Below are 15504 nucleotides of genomic sequence, written 5' to 3'. Positions count from 1 at the left end.
TCCTCAGACTGTGGTGGGTCGGCCGCCGGCACCGGCGGTGGTGGGTCGGCCGGTGCCGGCGGGCACGTCGCCGCTGGTCGCCTCTCCGCTGGTGATGGCGAGGAACGCCTCCTCCAGCGAGGTCGGCCGTACCTCCAGGTCGGTGAACGGGGTCTGGGTCGTGACCAGCGCTCGGACCAGCTCGTCGGCGTCGGTGGTGAGCAGGTGCAGCCGACCGTCGACCCGTTCGGTGCGAACCACCCCGGGCAGGTCGGGCAGGTTGTCGGCGACCAGGCTGACCCGGCGTACGCCCACGATGCCGCGCACCGCGTCCACTGTGTCGTCGGCGAGCACCCGGCCCTGCCCGATGACCACCACCCGGTGGGCGAGCGCCTCCACTTCCTCCAGGTAGTGGCTGCTCAACAGCACTGTGCCGCCGTCGTCGTGGAATGCCCGAACCGCCTCCCACAGGGTGTGCCGGGCGGCCACGTCCAGGCCCGTGGTCGGCTCGTCGAGCAGCACCAGCCGGGGCCGGCCGACGAACGCCAATGCCACCGCCAACCGGCGCCGTTGCCCGCCGGAGAGCCCACCGGTCTGCCGCCGGGCCAGGTCGGCGAGACCGAAGCGGTCGAGCAGTTCGGCCCGGGGCACCGGGTCGGGGTAGTGCGCGGAGACGAAGTCGACGACCTCGCCGACGCGCAGCGTGCCGGGCAGGCCGGTCTCCTGCGGGGTGACCCCGATCTGCCGCCGGCTCGCCGGGTCGCGGGGATCACCACCGAACAGTTCGACCCGCCCGGAGCTGGGGCGGCGCAGACCCACCAGCAGGTTCATCAGGGTGCTCTTGCCGGCGCCGTTCGGCCCGAGCAGGCCGACCAGCTCACCGGCCCGGACTTCCAGGTCGACACGGTCGAGGGCGAGAACGTCGCCGTACCGGCGGCTGGCCTGGTCGGCGCGGGCGAGGGTCATGGCTGCTCCTTCGACGGGGCGGGGTCGAGCAGGGCGCGTATCGCTTCGGTGTACTCCTCGAACGCCAGCCGGCCTCGCCGGCTGAGCCGGACCAGGGTCGCCGGGGTGCGTCCACGATGGGTCTTGTTGATCTCCACGTAGCCGGCGTCCTCGAGTTTGCGCAGGTGCACAGAGAGGTTGCCGGCGGTCATCGCGAGCAGCTCCTGTAGCCGGGGGAACGCGATCCTGTCGCCCTCGCCGAGGGCGGAGAGGCTGGCGACCACCCGCAGCCGGGCCTGCGCGTGGATGACCGGATCCAGCTCGGTCACGGCAGCTGTCGCTGTCGCCGCCGGGCGAGCGCGCCGGCCACCAGGATCCCGCCACTGCCCGCCACCGCCATGACCAGCGCGTGCCAGCCCGGTCCGGCGAACGCGCCGAGCAGATTGATCACGCTGATCCAGACGCCGAGGCGGAACAGATCCCGGTCCAGCCAGATCGCCCCGCCCGCCATCTGCAGCGCGCCGATCAGCCCGACCGAGGTGGTCGACCAGAGCAGCGCCGCCAGATCGTGCGGCAGGTGCCCGCTGATCCGGCCGAGCCCGGCGTAGACGCCCAGCGATCCCAGGCCCCAGGCGTACCCGTACCAGCGGCCACGCTGGGCGGAGTCGCCGCTCACCTGGTCGTAGGCGCGCTCCCTGGCCGTCGCCTGCACTGCGGCAGCGGCCAGCAGCAGTACGAAGAGGACGGTCAGCGGCAGCCAGCTCGGCAGTGGAACCAGAGCCCGGTCACCAGGGGTGAACCGGAGGAAGAACAGCCCGAAGCCGATCAGCCAGGCGACACCCCACGGCCAGTAGAGCAGGCGGGCGTCGGGATCGAGCCGGCGTGCCGTCGCCGACCGTTGGTCCTGGATCAGCCGGAGCGCCGCCGCCGCGTCAGTGGGTGGTGAATCGTCGTCGGGGTTCACGCAAACTACTTTATGACACAAAGTCGAGACGGGTGACCCCGTCATCACCGATGGGACCCCCGATTACGGCGAGCAATGCCTATGGTGGTCAGTCGTGGCGACTGATCCGCCGCACAGGCCATAGGGGAGGGTTCGTGTCAAGCCCGAGCAATGAGCTGGAGGTCCAGCCGGAGGCTCTGACGGCGTTCGCCGCCGGGTCCAAGGATCGGGCGGCCCGTTTCCGCGAGCTGCACCGCGCCTTCGGCGACGGGCACGTGCCCCGGCACGCCTTCGGGGTGATGCCGGCGTCGTTCAACCTCGCGGCGACGTACGCCGAGCAGTTCGAGGCGTGCCTGCAAGGGCTTGCCGACGGCGCCGAGATGATGGCGGACATCGCCGAGGGGCTCACCGACACCGCCGCCGCCTACACCGGCACCGACGCGGCCAACACCGACCTGTTCGTGCCCGGCCGCCCACCCGCTCCCGACGTCATCGCGCCCGGCCCCTGGTCGGGTGGCGCCAGCGCTCCGAACGGTTCGGTGCCGGCGTGAGCACCGAGGCGTTGCAGCGCAACAAGACCTACTTCGAGCAGATCGTCTCGGGCACTCCCGAACCCTTCAAGCCGCTCTCCAACGCGGTGCTCTGGCCGTTCGAGCAGCTCCTGGAGCTGGTCGCTGGCGAACCGGACGACCTGATGCGGGCCGCACAGCTCTGCCTGGACACCGGCGCGGCGGTACGGGAGATCGCCGGTGACCAGATCGCCGACCGGGCCCGGTTGCGCGGTGCCTGGACGGGCGACGCCGCCGAGGGCTTCCATGCCTCGATGGAGTCGGTGGAGGCGGCGATCGAGGAGCTGGCCCAGGGGCTCGACGGCACCAAGGACGTGCTGGTCGAGGCGGCGAACGCGGCGGTGGACGCGTTCAACCTGCTGGTCGAGCTGATCCTCGAGTTCCTGCTCTGGTTCCTCACCGAGGTGATCATCGCGGCGGTGGCCGCGGCGCTGAGCGCCGGCGTCTCGTTGGCCGCCACAGTGGTCCGGGTGCTGGCCCGGCTGGCCACCACAGTGGGTCGGATGGTCAAGATCGTCGCCCGGTTCGCCGAGGTGCTCACCCGCCTCGCCGCCCGGCTGGGCAAGGTCGCCGGGCAGCTCCGCAAGTACGCCGACACCGTCATGGAGCTCAAGCAGCGGAAGAAGCAGTACAAGCTGCTCAGCAAGGGCGGCTGGACGCCCGAGGGGCGTGCCTTCCAGGTCGAGAAGTTCAAGACCCTCTTTCCGGGCAAGTTCGTCATCAACCAGGTCTCGCCGGTCAACATCCCCGGTTTCGGCGGCGCTCTGCTGGACACCGGCGTGGGCCTGCACGACATCTCCGACGGGCAGAAGGACCGCAACTACCTGGTGGACGGCACGTACAGCGAGGACCTGGGCCCGTACACAGTGGGTGTGCAGAATGTCTTCGACTCCATCGTGAACTGAGAGGCAGCCATGACCTTCCCCGCCCTGGACCGCATCGAGGCGCTGGCTCGCAACCTGGACGGATGGCAGCGGCAACTCGCCGACCGGATGGCGGAGCTGGAGCAGACCAGCGCCGAGGGCGTCAGCGACTCCGGCCTGGTGCGAGTCACCGCCGCGGCCGACGGCAAGATCGTTTCTACGGAGTTGAACGCGCGGGCGATGCGTCTGGACTCCTACAGCCTGGCCGAGGAGTTCACCGCAGCCGCGAACCGGGCGCAGGAGGCCGCAGCGGCCCTGGTCCGGGAGTTGGTCGGCGAGGTCATCGGCGACCCAGGCGCCGGTCCGCGCCGATCCGCCGACCACGAGGGGCGCTGATGACGGTCGACGAGAGTCAGGCACGGTACGTCGAGGGGATCACCCGACTGCTGGCGGCCGGGGAGCAGGTGCGCGCGGTGGCCCAGGTGCGAGAGGGCAGCGGGCTGACCCCGGCGCCGCCCCCGCAGCCGTCGACGCCACCCGCCACGGGTGGGCCGGGCTTCCTGGGTGTCCTGCTCAACGTGCTGTCACCGAACATCACCTTCGGTCGGGCGGACAACGCCGTCGACTGGCTCTTCTTCGGTGTCGGAGGTCGAGGCGAGCCAGATTCCCAGGCGTCCGTGCTGCACCATGCGGTGAACGTGGCGACGAAGGGCTCCGGCCTGCGAACCCTCGTGCTGGGGGCCACCGACCAGCGGCTGCTGCTCGGCGCGACAGCACCCGTCGGGCTGCTCTCCAACTCGGCGGCGGACGAACGGGCCCAAGCCGACATCGAACTGCTCGGGTCCGTTCCGCGCACGGCTGTCACCGCCCGGTTCGGCAGGTACCGGCTGAACTGGAAGCGACTGCGGATCGACTTCGCCGATGGGTCGTGGCTGTCGTTCCACGTGCCGCTGGCCGACTCCGGCCGCCCGCTGCGGGAGGTCGCGGCCGCCCTGTCAGCCGGCTGACCCGCCGACGAGCGGTGCGGGCAGCGGCGCAACGTGCAGCACCGCCAGCCGGGACACCGCCCGGGTGAGCACCACGTACAACCGGTGCAGCCCGCGCGGCTCGGCCGCGACGATCGCGGCCGGCTCGACCACCACCACATGGTCGTACTCCAGGCCCTTCACCAACGTCGCCGGCACCACCGTGACCCGCTCGGCGGCCGCCACGTCGTCGGCGGTCGCGGTCTCGACACCGGCCTCGGCCAGCGCCGCGCGCAGGCCGTCGACCGCGTCGTCGGCGGCGATCACACCGACCGAGCCGTCGTGTGCGAGCGCCGCGCGCACCTCGGCCACCGTTGCCGACGTCAGGTCGGTCACCGTACGCACGTCCAGGCCGCCGTCGTGGCGCAGCGACTCGGCCGGCGGTACGTCAACCGCGAGCGCCGGGAGCAGCAGGTTCGCGAATGCGACGACCGCGGCGGGCACCCGGAAACCGACTGTCAACGGGACCACCACCGCGTCCGGCTTGCCCAGATGGGCGAGGGATTCCCTCCAGTCCGTCGCCGCCCACGGCGCGGTGCCCTGGGCGAGGTCACCGAGGAGCGTGACCGAGCCGTGCTCGCTGCGCCGAGCGATGGCCCGACACTGCATCGGGGAGAGGTCCTGCGCTTCGTCCACCACCACGTGCCCGAACCCGGAGAGCCGTTCCAGCAGCCCGGTCGCCTCGTCGATAAGCACCGCGTCGGCAGCGGTCCACCGGGTCGCCTTCGGCGTGCGGGCCGGCTTCGTCCAGCGGAGTTGGGTCTGCTCGGCGTCGCTGAGCAGGCCGTCCGCCGCGGCGGCGAGCCGGTCCGGGTCGGAGAACAGGCCGTGCACCAGCCCTTCCGGGGTGAGCGCCGGCCAGACCGCATCCAGGAAATCGAGTACCGGCCGGCAGCGGCTCATCCGGCGCAGCCAGGCATCGCTTGGCGACTCCGCACGCCGCGCCTCGGCCTGCCGTTGCAGCAGGCTCACCACCCGCGCCTGGACACGTTCCCGACCCGTCCCGTACGGCAGCCCCTCCCGGCGGGTCTCCTCGACGATCCGGTGCAACGGCTCCACCCCGATGCGCCAGCGGAACGAGCCGTCCGACACGGTGATCGACTCGGTCGGGCTGCCGATCTGCCCCTGCACCGCGCGCCGTAGCACGCTCGCCATCCGTACGTCGTGTTTGAGCGCGGCCACCGCCGGCGCCTCGACCGCCCGAACCGCCACCCGGGAGATCAACTCCTCCACCGTGGCCTGCTCGACCTCGACCTCACCGAGCGCCGGCAGCACCGCCGCGATGTACGACAGGAACGCCCGGTTCGGCCCGACGATCAGCACGCCCGCCCGCCGCAACCGCTCCCGGTGCAGGTAGAGCAGGTACGCGGCCCGGTGCAGACCCACAGCCGTCTTCCCCGTACCCGGCGCGCCCTGCACACAGATCGAGTCGGCGAGGTCAGCCCGAACCAGTTCGTCCTGCTCCGGCTGGATCGTGGCGACGATGTCCCGCATCGGCCCGACGCGTGGCCGCTCGATCTCGGCGGTGAGGATCCGACTGGTCGTACCGAGTTCTTCGCCTCGATCCAGCCGCTCATCCTCGAAGCTGGTCAGAACGCCGTTGCTGAACCCGAACCGCCGCCGAACCGCGACCCCCTGCGGATCCCGCACACTGGCCCGGTAGAACGAACGGGAGACAGGGGCCCGCCAGTCCAGCACCAACGGCTCACCACGCTCATCGGTGACATGCCGCCGCCCCACGTGATACCGCCGACCGTGATGATCACCGCTGGTGTCGGGGTCGGTCGGGTCGTTGGCGGGCCTGCCGGTGCCGCTGTTGGTGGGCCTGCGGTTGGTGCTCCCGCTGTTGGTGGTGCTGTTGTCCGTGGTGGTGCTGTTGGTGGTGCTGTTGTCCGTGGCGCTGCCGTTGTCCGTGGTGGTGCTGTTGTCGGTGGCGCTGCCGTTGTCCGTGGCGCTGCCGTTGGTGGTGCCGTTGTCCGTGATGGTGCTGTTGTTTGTGGCGCCAGCGAAGTCGAGGCGGCCGAAGAAGAGCGGAGTGGTCGGGTCGTCAGCCAGCTCGGCGACCCGGCGGGCCAGGGTGCGGCCGAGCGTCTCGGCCGCGTACGCATCGCCGGCCACCTGATCACCGGTGGCGAAGAGAGACTCGGCCCGCTCCCGCATCCGACCCAGCGCGGCCCGCGAGGTGGTGAGGTGTTCGCGTTCGGCGGCCAGGTCCGCGTCGAGCTGGGTGTCGGTGTCGGTCTCGAGCTGGGTGTCGAGGTCCAGTGCGGGCATGCTGACGTCCCATCGTTCACATCTGCTGCGCGCTCGCGTATCCGGGGGCGGATGGCCGCCCGCCCGGCGCGAAGACGTCCGTTCCGGTGCAGCTCACCTCGGCCGTCAAGCGGGCTGCAACCCTACGCTCCCCAACCCGACGTATCCAGCGAATTACCGACGTGACCACCCGTCCGAGACGGCGTGTTGCCGGTCGAGTGTCGCTGGGCGATCGCGCACCCTGCCGTGCCGTGCTGTCTCACGCCGCGACCGTCGCGACGCCGGTGATCCACTCGACTTTCAGGAAGTCGCGGTGTCTGGGCCGGTGCGACAACCCGGTTTTCAGGGAGCCGAGTCGATCACCGGAAGACACGGCTGAGGCGGCAGGGACAGCAGGCTTGTCGAGGTCGAGGTCGAGGTCGAGGTCGAGGTCGAGGTCGAGGTCGAGGTCGAGGTCGAGGTCGAGGTCGGTGGCGACCGCGGTGTCGACCGCAGTGGCGGTGGCAAGGCGCGGTGGTGAGGCGGCGGTGGTGAGGCCGTGGCGGTGGCGACCGCGGTGGCGGTGGCAAGGCGCGGTGCTGAGGTGGCGGTGGTGAGGCCCTGGCGGTGGCAAGGCGGTGGCGGTGGCGGTGGCAAGGCGCGGTGCCGAGGTGGCGGTGGTGAGGCCGTGACGGTGGCAAGGCGGCGGTGGCAAGGCGCGGTGCTGAGGCGGCGGTGGCAAGGCGCGGTGCTGGGGCGGCGGTGGTGCGGCCGTGGCGGTGGCGACCGCGGTGGCGGTGGCAAGGCGGTCGCGGCGGCAAGGCGCGGTGACGGTGGCGATTGCGGTAACGGCCGTCGCAAGATGTGGGCGCGGGCGGCGCCGGCGTGGTTGCCGGAATCAGCAGCGCAGGTGGTAGAGGTTGCGACGCGGGGTGCGCTGTGGGTCCAGCCAGCTGGGCGGGAGGAATTCAGGTCGACCGTCCGCCGCGAGACGGACCGTCCAGTCGCCGCGGTGGATGAACCGGTGATGGTAGCCACAGAGCAGCACCGCATTGCCCAGCGCCGTCACCCCGCCGTCGGCCCAATGTCGGATGTGGTGACCGTCGCACCATCTCGGCGGCCGATCACAACCAGGAAAGGCACAACCGCCGTCCCGCAGGACCAGCGCGCGCCGCAACGGGCCGGTGAATAGCCGGCGCTGCCGGCCGACGTCCAGGACCTGACTGTTGCCGCCCAGCACGACCGGCAGCACGCCCGCATCACAGGCCAGGCGGCGGACCGCACCGGGGGTGAGGCGCGTGCCGGTCTCCAGTGTTCCGGCGCGTACGCCGTTGACTAGTTCCTCCAGCGAAACGCTCACCACCAGATGAGGACGGTCACCGCCGTTGTCGGGCAGCTGACCGGTACGTAACGCCAGTCGGCAGATCTCGCCCAACGCGTCGGCGCGGCGCTGACCAGGACTGCGGTCATCCTGCTCACCGGCTGGGGCGCAGAGCGGGTCGATCGCCTCGCGTAGCAGGCTCGCGGTTTCGGTGTCGAGGTTGCCGCTGAGGCGTACCTGGCCGTTCCGTTGCTCGGAGAGCGTGACGTGCCGGCGGGCCTCGGCTCGCTCGGTGGCCCGCTCCAGTGCCTTCAACTCAGCCTGGTCGGCCAATTCCGGGGCGACGTGCGCGAGGACGCGCTCGCCGAGCCGGCTCAGGCTTGTCGGATCGAAACGGTCGGCCCAGGTGACCAGTAGTTGGGTGGCCTTGTCCGCCACCTCGGGACCGGCCTCGACCGGGAGGGCGGCGATCGTCTCGGCCACCACCCGACCCTGCTCGACGGTGATGGCACCGCCGAGCAGCGCGTCGCGCACCGCTGGCGGGGCGGCGTCGACGACGGCGGCGAGCTGGACCAGTTGGCGCGCGCTGCGACCGGAGAGCCGGAGCCGTTCCCGAAGCCAGACAGCGGTGGACGAGGCGCCCTGGGTGACCGCCAGCCCACGACCGTCCAACTCGCGGACCAGACCGAGCTGAACGGCGGCCAACCGCTGCGCCAACACGTGAGTCGCGTCGAGAGAAGCAAGCAAATCGTCATCGGAGAGCGCCCAGAGCGCGGTCTCGGCGCAGTCGTCAACTGCCCCATCCACCTGCGCCAACGCCTCCACCATAAAAGCAGAATAGAACTGGTGTACGACAACTTGGAGTCGCCCTGATCGATGAGCCAACTAAATTTCGTCGATCATCGTGATGTGCCCGCTTGTCCCGCCGCCAAGCCGCGCCGCGAAGCCGCGCCGCCGAACCGCCGTGCCGCGAAGCCGCCCCGCCCCCGCGCTCACGCCACGCCACGCCACGCCAGGCCACGCCACGCCACGCCACGGCGACGCCAGGCCACGCTCGCCTATTCAGGCCACCCCCGCCAAGCCGTGCCCGCCGTCAAATCCGCCTGCTCGCGGCCGAAGGCAAAGGCGTGGCCGACGCGCGGTGGTCCGAGCGGGGCGCGGGGGTGATGGCAGGTTGGCGGGGCTGCCGGGATCATGGGTGTATGACCGAGGCCCGCTCCGATTCGCGCCGGATGACGATCAGCGACCCCCAGGTGATGCGGGCGATGGCCCATCCGGCCCGGATCGCGATCATGGAGTACCTGAACAGTCGCAAGAGTGGTGGGACCGCCACCGAGTGTGCCGAGATCGTCGGGTTGTCGCCGAGCGCAACCAGTTACCACCTTCGGGCGCTGGCGAAGTTCGGCCTGGTCGAGCAGGCGCCGAGCCGGGGGGACGCGCGCGAGCGGCTGTGGCGCGTGCCGAGTGTGAGTGTGCTGGTCGAGGCGGGTCGGGATGCCGGGCCTGAGGCGCGCGCGGCCGAGCAGGCGCTGGTGGAGGCGCATGCGGTCCGGGCCATGGAGCGGACCCGGGACTGGTTGCGGCGCGCCGGGGACGAGCCCGCCGAGTGGTACGAGACGGCCCTGTTCACCGACACGCTGTTGCTGCTCACCGCCGAGGAGTTGGCCGAGTTGAACGAGGCGGTGCTGGCGCTGCTCAGGCCGTATCACCCGCGGCGGAGGCAGGGGGACCCGCCGCCGGGGGCGCGCACTGTCGCTGTGCAGTACCGGACGGTGCCGCTGGCATAGCCAGGCTTGCATGAATCAGTTGTGAAGCATTATTTTCGAAGTATGTCCTTCACACCTGACGAATCGCGCTGGTCGGATGTCTGGCTCGCCGCTGCCGCCCGGGGCACCACCATCTGCGGTGACTTCCTCGCCGCGACCGCGCTGGCGCTGGCCCTACAGGGCGCTGGCGCAGGTGGGCTGGCCGTATCGGGGCTGCTGCTGGCCGCCACGCTGCCTCTGGTGGTGTTCGCCCCCCTCGCGGGCCGACTCGCCGACCGGATAGACAGCCGTACCTTGCTGGTGACAATCGGGTTCGGGCAGGCCACGATCTGCGCGCTCCTCGCCGTCGTCGAACAGCCGGTCCTGGTGGTCGGGCTCGTCGCCCTGTTGGCCTGCGGGCTCGCGGTGACGCAACCCTGCCTGGCGGCGCTGCTGCCGGCGATGGTCCGCCCGGCTGACCTGCCCCGAGCCAGCGCGATCAGTCAGAACGCCGTCTCGCTCGGTGCGCTCGGCGGCCCGGTACTGGCCGGCCTGCTGGTGGGGCAGTTCGGCACCCGCGTACCGCTGCTTCTCGATGCCGCTACCTACCTGGCGCTCGTGGTCGCGGGCCTGCTGCTGCGGACCCGCCGCGGCGGCCGCCGGCCCGCCGTGAGCAGCGAGGCAGCCGTTGCCAGCCCGGCAGCCGTGGGCAGCGAGGCCGCCGTTGCCGGCCCGGCAGCCGTGGGCAGCGAGGCCGTCTCGGGCAGCCAGGCCGTCTCGGGCGGCGTGGCACCCCCCGGGGTTACGGAGATCGGCTGGCGGCTGCGTCGTGACCCGCTGATGCTCGTCATGGTGGTGACCACCGCCGTCGTGATCGCGGCGATCGGCGGTATCAACGTGATCGAGGTCTTCTTCATCCGGGAGACGCTGGGGGATTCGGCGACCACATACGGCCTGGTCAGTGCCGCATGGATGGCCGGCATGCTGCCGGGGAGCTGGCTTGCCGTACGACTCGCCAGGCGGCTCGACGACGACGGTGCGTTGGTACGGGGGGTGCTGGCGACTCTGGCCGTGTGCAGCCTGATGGTGTTGCTCGCGGCGACGGTGCCGGCGGCGGCTGTGCTGGTGCCGCTCTGGCTGGTGGGGGGCGCGGCCAACGGCGGCGAAAACGTCTTCGCCAACCTGCTCACCGCTCGGCGGGTGCCGGAGGCGATGCGCGCTCGGGCGTACGCCAGCTACGGCGCGGCGGTGCAGGGTGGTTCGATGGTGGGCTTCCTGATCGGCGGGGCGTTGCTCGCGGTCGTTCCGCCTCGGCCGCTGATCGCCGGCGCCGGTGTGGTGGGGCTGCTGGTGGTGCTGGCCTTCGTGCCGGTCGTGACCCGGGCGGTACGACGGTCGTCGCTGACCGACCTACCGGTAGCCGACCGGCAGGCAGCCGCGCACGCAGGCAGTTAGGCCAGCCGGCGAGCAGCCCGGTCAAGTGCGGGGTTGGCCACTCCGGGCCGGCCCGCCGAGCCGGAGCCAGCGGCCGGGGATACGGTCGGGCCATGGCTGAGCGCATCGCACGCCCGCGGGTCGGGCACATCCAGTTCCTGAACTGCCTGCCGATCTACTGGGGTCTGATGCGCTCCGGTGCCCTGCTCGACGTGGACCTGCACAAGGACTCGCCGGACCGGTTGAGCGCGGCGCTGGTCGCCGGCGACCTCGACATCGGCCCGATCACCCTGTTGGAGTATCTGAAGCACGCCGACGAGCTGCTGCTCCTGCCGGACCTGGCGGTGGGCAGCGACGGGCCGGTGCTCTCGGTCAACATGGTCTCCACCCGGCCGCTCGCCGAGCTGGACGGCGCCCGGGTGGCGCTCGGCTCGACCTCGCGGACCGGGGTCATGCTGGCTCAGCTGCTGCTCGCCGAGCAGTACAACGTGCGGCCCGAGTACTTCCGCTGCCCGCCGGACCTGACCCAGATGCTGCTGGAGGCCGACGCCGCCGTGCTGATCGGGGACGTGGCGCTGCGGGCGTACTACGAGGCGCCGCGGAAGGGCCTCACCGTCACCGACCTCGGGCAGGCGTGGCGGGAGTGGACCGGTCTGCCGATGGTCTTCGCCGTCTGGGCGGTCCGCCGCGACTTCGCCGCCGCCCACCCGGGCCTGGTGAAGGAGGTGCACGAGGCCTTCCTGCGCTCGCGCGATCTCTGCCTGGCGGAGTTGGACCAGGTCGCCGAGGCGGCTGCCCGCTGGGAGACCTTCGACGCGGAGACGCTTGCCACGTACTTCCGGACCCTCGACTTCTCCCTCGGCGAGCGGCAGGTCGCCGGGCTGCGCGAGTGGGCCCGACGGGCCGCCGCCATCGGCGAGGCCCCGGCGCTGCCGGACGGCGGCCCGGAGTTCTTCGCCGGCTGACCGCTGCCGGCCGGGCCGGCAAAGCGCCGGCCGGGCCGGCGCATGCCTAGGCGTCAGCCCGAGGGGCTCAGGCGCCGGGGCGGAGCAGTGCCTCGGTGATCTTCTCGCAGTTCTTCATGCCGTAGTCGTAGCCCATGTTGATCGGGTACTTGACCATCACGCCCATCGTCCAGGTGTCACCGATGGCCAGGCAGTTGATGTGCATCTCCTGCTCCCTGGTCCGATCGATCCACCCGTTCTTGATGGCGATCTTCTTCTGCTCGGACGCCGGGAAGGCCTTGCGGATACCGAAGTCGCCGGCACCGCGAACCAGTTTCATCTCGTTGAGCAGCCACTTGGTCCACTTCGGCCCGGCGGCGGTGCCGGTGGCGATGCAGTTGCCCATCCGGGCGGTGTCCCGGGGGGAGAGCGCCGTCCGGCTCCAACCCTTGTCGGGGGCGACGCTGCTGTCGGTCAGTTTGCACATGGAGATGAGCCGCTTGATCGAGGCGTCCCGGTCGACCTGGTTGTAGAACTGTTCGGCACGGGTGTTGTCGCTGTCCCGGATGATCCGTGTCGCGTCGGCGAGCTTGGCGTCGCTCGGGGTCTGGCCGGCGTCGGCCGCGCGCCGCAGGTAGTCGGCGACGATCCAGGCCTTGATCAGCGAGGCGGTCGTGCTGGTCTCGCCCATGTTCTTCGAACCGATGATCTTTCCGGTCCGGCGGTCGAGGACGCTCCAGGAGTACCAGCCCTCGATGTTCAGATTGAGGTCCTTGGCCACGAAGGGCAGCGGCTCCAGCGACGGACTGGGGCTCGGCGTCGGCGAGGACGGCTTGCGGGCGCTGCGATCGGTGCCGGCGCCGGTGGGTCGGTCGCTCGTGCCGGAACCGGAATCGCCCCACTTGGCCGCGGCGGACGACTCGAACGGCGACCCGGGCAGCAGCCGCAGCGACACCAGCACCAGCCCGATCAGGATGACCGCGATGGCGATCAGCCGGATCGGGGAGGCCTCGCCGCCGTTGCGCCGGTCGACCCGACGGTTGCCTGCCATCAGAGCTTTCCGACCGGCTGCTGCGGCACCTTGAGCGCGGCGCCGGGCTGCGGGGTGACCAGTTGGGTGGCCACGCTGGCGCAGACCTTCGCGCCGTAGTCCAGACCGGTCCTGATCGGGTAGCGCAGCATCACCGCGAGACTCCACTTGCTGGTGACGGCGAGGCAGTTGACGTGCCAGTTGCCGTCGCCGTAGATGGGGGTCCAGCCGTTCTTGATGCTGACCGGCCCCTGAGCGGTGATCGACTTGGGTAGACCGTCGATGATCCCCCAGCGGCCACCACCGGACGAGGCCCGCTGGTCCTTGGCCGCCGTGGTGCCCTTGACCTTGCTCATCTGGTCCAACACCCACTTGGTCCATTTCTGGCCGGCGGCCTTACCGTCGGCGATGCAGTCGCCGACCCGGGCCGCGTCACGGGGGGACATCCGCGTGAAGCTCCAGTAGCCGGTGTACGGCTTGACGTTGCCACGCTTGGTGTCGGTCAGCCCGCAGATCTTGATCGCTCGTTGGATCACCGCGTCGGGGACGCTGCTCGACGAGGGCTTGTAGGAGCCGCCCGCGGCGGCGTGGACCTTGTTGGCCGCTCCGTCGTTGCTGTCGACGATGGCGAGTCGAGCCAGCTCCTTCATCGCTGCGGGCGGCTCCTTGTCGCCGAGCTGCCGCAGGTAGTCGGAGACGATCCACGCCTTGATCATCGACTCGGTGGAGCTGGTCGCCGTCATGTTCGGCGACCCGGAGATCTTGCCCGTCTTCCGGTCCAGCAGAGCCCACGAGAAGAACTGACCCTTGAAGCTCACCGACACCGGGCCGGCGGCCAGGGTGGGCGGCGGTGGTGGGGTGGGCGCGGGCGCGGCGACGCTCGACGTACCTCCGCCACCTCCGCCGCTGTCGTCGCTGGCGAGCCGGGCGTACGCGGTGGGGACCAGTAGGACGCCGCCGAGCACGACCGCCGTGATGGCGAGCACCAGGGTCACGCGAGATCGCATGAGTGGGTGAACTCCAGGTGTCAGGGCCGGGGGGACCGGCTTGTCGTCGGGACGAATCGGGTGCGATCGCCGAGGCCGGGGGAGGTGGCCTCTGTGGAGATGTCGATGTCGGCAGCCGATCGGTTGTCCGGCAGAAGTCTACGGCCGGACCGGCAGACCGCCAGGGTTCGACACTAGGCAACCTGCGATAAAGGCGGGATCTGGGGCCGGTATGAGGTTTTTGCAGGGATTCACCTTTGTTTCGTGGCCTAGGTCACGGCGAGACGGCGGTGTCCAAGTAGCGCAAAGCGCTCATCCGCTCACAGATGGGATGCGCGGATTCCTGTTACACCCCCTGGTGCAACGTGGCGCAAGCTGTAACACTTAGCCTCATGTATGGCAACGACTTCTCCGCTCCTGACGGCGCCACCGACGAGGCGCCCGGCGGCCTGCTGGGCGAGGTCGAGGCCGCCGAGGCCGAACTGCGGGCAGCGGCGGCGCGCGGACGGCGCGGCGGGCCCGCGCCGGACGAGGACCTGGCGGCGTACTTCGCCGAGGTCGTCGACGCCGAACAGAAGATCGAGCCCCGCGACTGGATGCCCGACGCGTACCGGCGGACGCTGATCCGGCAGATCGCCCAGCACGCCCACTCCGAGATCATCGGCATGCAGCCGGAGGGCAACTGGATCAGTCGGGCGCCGTCGCTCAAGCGCAAGGCGATCCTGCTGGCCAAGGTGCAGGACGAGGCGGGTCACGGCCTCTACCTCTACGCCGCCGCCGAAACCCTCGGCATCAGCCGCGACGAACTGGTCCAACTGCTGCTCGACGGCCGCCAGAAGTACAGCTCGATCTTCAACTACCCGACTCTGAGCTGGGCCGACGTGGGTGCCGTCGGGTGGTTGGTGGACGGCGCGGCGATCGTCAACCAGGTCCCGCTCTGCCGCTGCTCGTACGGCCCGTACGCCCGCGCGATGATCCGGGTCTGCAAGGAGGAGTCGTTCCACCAGCGGCAGGGCTACGAGATCCTGCACACCCTGGCGCACGGCACCCCCGGGCAGCAGGCGATGGCCCAGGACGCGGTGGACCGTTGGTGGTACCCGTCGCTGGCCATGTTCGGCCCGCCGGACGGCGACTCCACGCACTCCGCCCAGTCGATGGCCTGGAAGATCAAGCGCTTCTCGAACGACGATCTGCGCCAACGCTTCGTCGACATGTGCGTCCAGCAGGCCGAGATCCTCGGGCTGCGCATCCCCGACGCGGGCCTGCGCTGGAACGACGAGCGGCAGGCGTACGACTACACCCAGCCGGACTACGACGAGCTGATGCGGGTGATCTCGGGCGACGGGCCGTGCAACCGGGAGCGGATGGCCCACCGCCGGGCCGCGCACGCCGACGGCACCTGGGTACGCGAGGCCGCCGCGGCATACGCCGCGAAGCGGGCGGGACAGAAGGAGACGGTGGCCGCGTGAGCGAGCGTCGCGAGCAAGC

The 15504-nt window shown here is 70.8% G+C and carries 16 protein-coding genes; 8 read left to right on the top strand and 8 right to left on the bottom strand.

Annotated elements, in window-relative coordinates; all coding sequences use genetic code 11:
* Positions 1–3 precede the first annotated feature (3 nt).
* Genes OG992_RS19335 through OG992_RS19325 form a run of 3 tightly spaced genes read right to left on the bottom strand, consistent with a single transcriptional unit; the run spans position 4 to position 1888 of the window.
* On the bottom strand, positions 4–945 hold the full coding sequence (locus OG992_RS19335; RefSeq protein WP_266303958.1) for an ABC transporter ATP-binding protein: 942 nt from the start codon (positions 943–945) through the stop codon (positions 4–6).
* The gene (locus OG992_RS19330) at positions 942–1253 is read right to left on the bottom strand and encodes a transcriptional regulator (RefSeq protein WP_238687147.1); all 312 of its coding nucleotides are present in this window, start codon (positions 1251–1253) and stop codon (positions 942–944) included. The genes OG992_RS19335 and OG992_RS19330 overlap by 4 nt, the downstream gene beginning before the upstream one ends.
* Complete coding sequence (locus OG992_RS19325; RefSeq protein ID WP_238687146.1) at positions 1250–1888, bottom strand: transporter; 639 nt, start codon at positions 1886–1888, stop codon at positions 1250–1252. Before OG992_RS19325 ends, OG992_RS19330 begins: the two co-directional genes overlap by 4 nt.
* Positions 1889–2022: 134 nt before the next feature.
* Between OG992_RS19325 and OG992_RS19320 the strand changes: the two genes are divergently transcribed.
* The 4 genes from OG992_RS19320 to OG992_RS19305 are packed head-to-tail and all read left to right on the top strand — an operon-like array spanning position 2023 to position 4306.
* Positions 2023–2418 (top strand): type VII secretion target, encoded by a 396-nt coding sequence (locus OG992_RS19320; RefSeq protein ID WP_266303957.1) that lies wholly within the window; start codon positions 2023–2025, stop codon positions 2416–2418.
* Positions 2415–3341 (top strand): WXG100 family type VII secretion target, encoded by a 927-nt coding sequence (locus OG992_RS19315; RefSeq protein ID WP_238687144.1) that lies wholly within the window; start codon positions 2415–2417, stop codon positions 3339–3341. The genes OG992_RS19320 and OG992_RS19315 overlap by 4 nt, the downstream gene beginning before the upstream one ends.
* 9 nt (positions 3342–3350) lie before the next feature.
* The gene (locus tag OG992_RS19310; RefSeq protein WP_112638726.1) at positions 3351–3695 is read left to right on the top strand and encodes a YbaB/EbfC family nucleoid-associated protein; all 345 of its coding nucleotides are present in this window, start codon (positions 3351–3353) and stop codon (positions 3693–3695) included.
* The gene (locus OG992_RS19305) at positions 3695–4306 is read left to right on the top strand and encodes a hypothetical protein (RefSeq protein WP_238687143.1); all 612 of its coding nucleotides are present in this window, start codon (positions 3695–3697) and stop codon (positions 4304–4306) included. Before OG992_RS19310 ends, OG992_RS19305 begins: the two co-directional genes overlap by 1 nt.
* Here OG992_RS19305 and OG992_RS19300 read toward each other — a convergent pair.
* The 3 genes from OG992_RS19300 to OG992_RS19290 form a co-directional block, all read right to left on the bottom strand.
* On the bottom strand, positions 4295–6598 hold the full coding sequence (locus OG992_RS19300) for an AAA family ATPase (protein ID WP_266303956.1): 2304 nt from the start codon (positions 6596–6598) through the stop codon (positions 4295–4297). The two genes, OG992_RS19305 and OG992_RS19300, sit on opposite strands and share 12 nt — an antisense overlap.
* A gap of 238 nt (positions 6599–6836) precedes the next feature.
* Positions 6837–7271 (bottom strand): hypothetical protein, encoded by a 435-nt coding sequence (locus OG992_RS19295; protein ID WP_266303955.1) that lies wholly within the window; start codon positions 7269–7271, stop codon positions 6837–6839.
* Positions 7272–7454: 183 nt separating this feature from the next.
* On the bottom strand, positions 7455–8705 hold the full coding sequence (locus OG992_RS19290; protein WP_266303954.1) for an HNH endonuclease signature motif containing protein: 1251 nt from the start codon (positions 8703–8705) through the stop codon (positions 7455–7457).
* A 374-nt stretch (positions 8706–9079) separates the two neighbouring features.
* On the opposite strand from OG992_RS19290, the gene OG992_RS19285 reads away from it, so the two are divergent.
* The 3 genes from OG992_RS19285 (at position 9080) to OG992_RS19275 (ending at position 12021) form a co-directional block, all read left to right on the top strand.
* Positions 9080–9664, top strand: a complete 585-nt coding sequence (locus OG992_RS19285; RefSeq protein WP_238684817.1) for a winged helix-turn-helix domain-containing protein — start codon at positions 9080–9082, stop codon at positions 9662–9664.
* A gap of 42 nt (positions 9665–9706) precedes the next feature.
* Positions 9707–11077, top strand: coding sequence for an MFS transporter (locus OG992_RS19280; RefSeq protein ID WP_266303953.1), 1371 nt, complete (start codon positions 9707–9709; stop codon positions 11075–11077).
* A gap of 92 nt (positions 11078–11169) precedes the next feature.
* Positions 11170–12021, top strand: a complete 852-nt coding sequence (locus OG992_RS19275) for a menaquinone biosynthetic enzyme MqnA/MqnD family protein (protein WP_238684815.1) — start codon at positions 11170–11172, stop codon at positions 12019–12021.
* 67 nt (positions 12022–12088) lie between these two features.
* On the opposite strand, the gene OG992_RS19270 is transcribed toward OG992_RS19275, so the two are convergent.
* Both OG992_RS19270 and OG992_RS19265 read right to left on the bottom strand, forming a co-directional pair.
* Positions 12089–13051, bottom strand: coding sequence for a hypothetical protein (locus OG992_RS19270; RefSeq protein WP_266303952.1), 963 nt, complete (start codon positions 13049–13051; stop codon positions 12089–12091).
* Complete coding sequence (locus OG992_RS19265) at positions 13051–14037, bottom strand: hypothetical protein (protein WP_238684813.1); 987 nt, start codon at positions 14035–14037, stop codon at positions 13051–13053. Before OG992_RS19265 ends, OG992_RS19270 begins: the two co-directional genes overlap by 1 nt.
* A gap of 371 nt (positions 14038–14408) precedes the next feature.
* Between OG992_RS19265 and paaA the strand changes: the two genes are divergently transcribed.
* Positions 14409–15485, top strand: a complete 1077-nt coding sequence (gene paaA / locus OG992_RS19260; protein WP_238684812.1) for a 1,2-phenylacetyl-CoA epoxidase subunit PaaA — start codon at positions 14409–14411, stop codon at positions 15483–15485.
* Positions 15486–15504: the final 19 nt, after the last annotated feature.

The sequence above is a fragment of the Micromonospora sp. NBC_00362 genome, assembly GCF_026342155.1.
In the GTDB taxonomy this organism is placed as follows: Bacteria; Actinomycetota; Actinomycetes; order Mycobacteriales; family Micromonosporaceae; genus Micromonospora; species Micromonospora hortensis.
The sequence above is the reverse complement of the archived record's forward strand: the minus strand, read 5'-3'. Positions and strand labels throughout refer to the sequence as shown.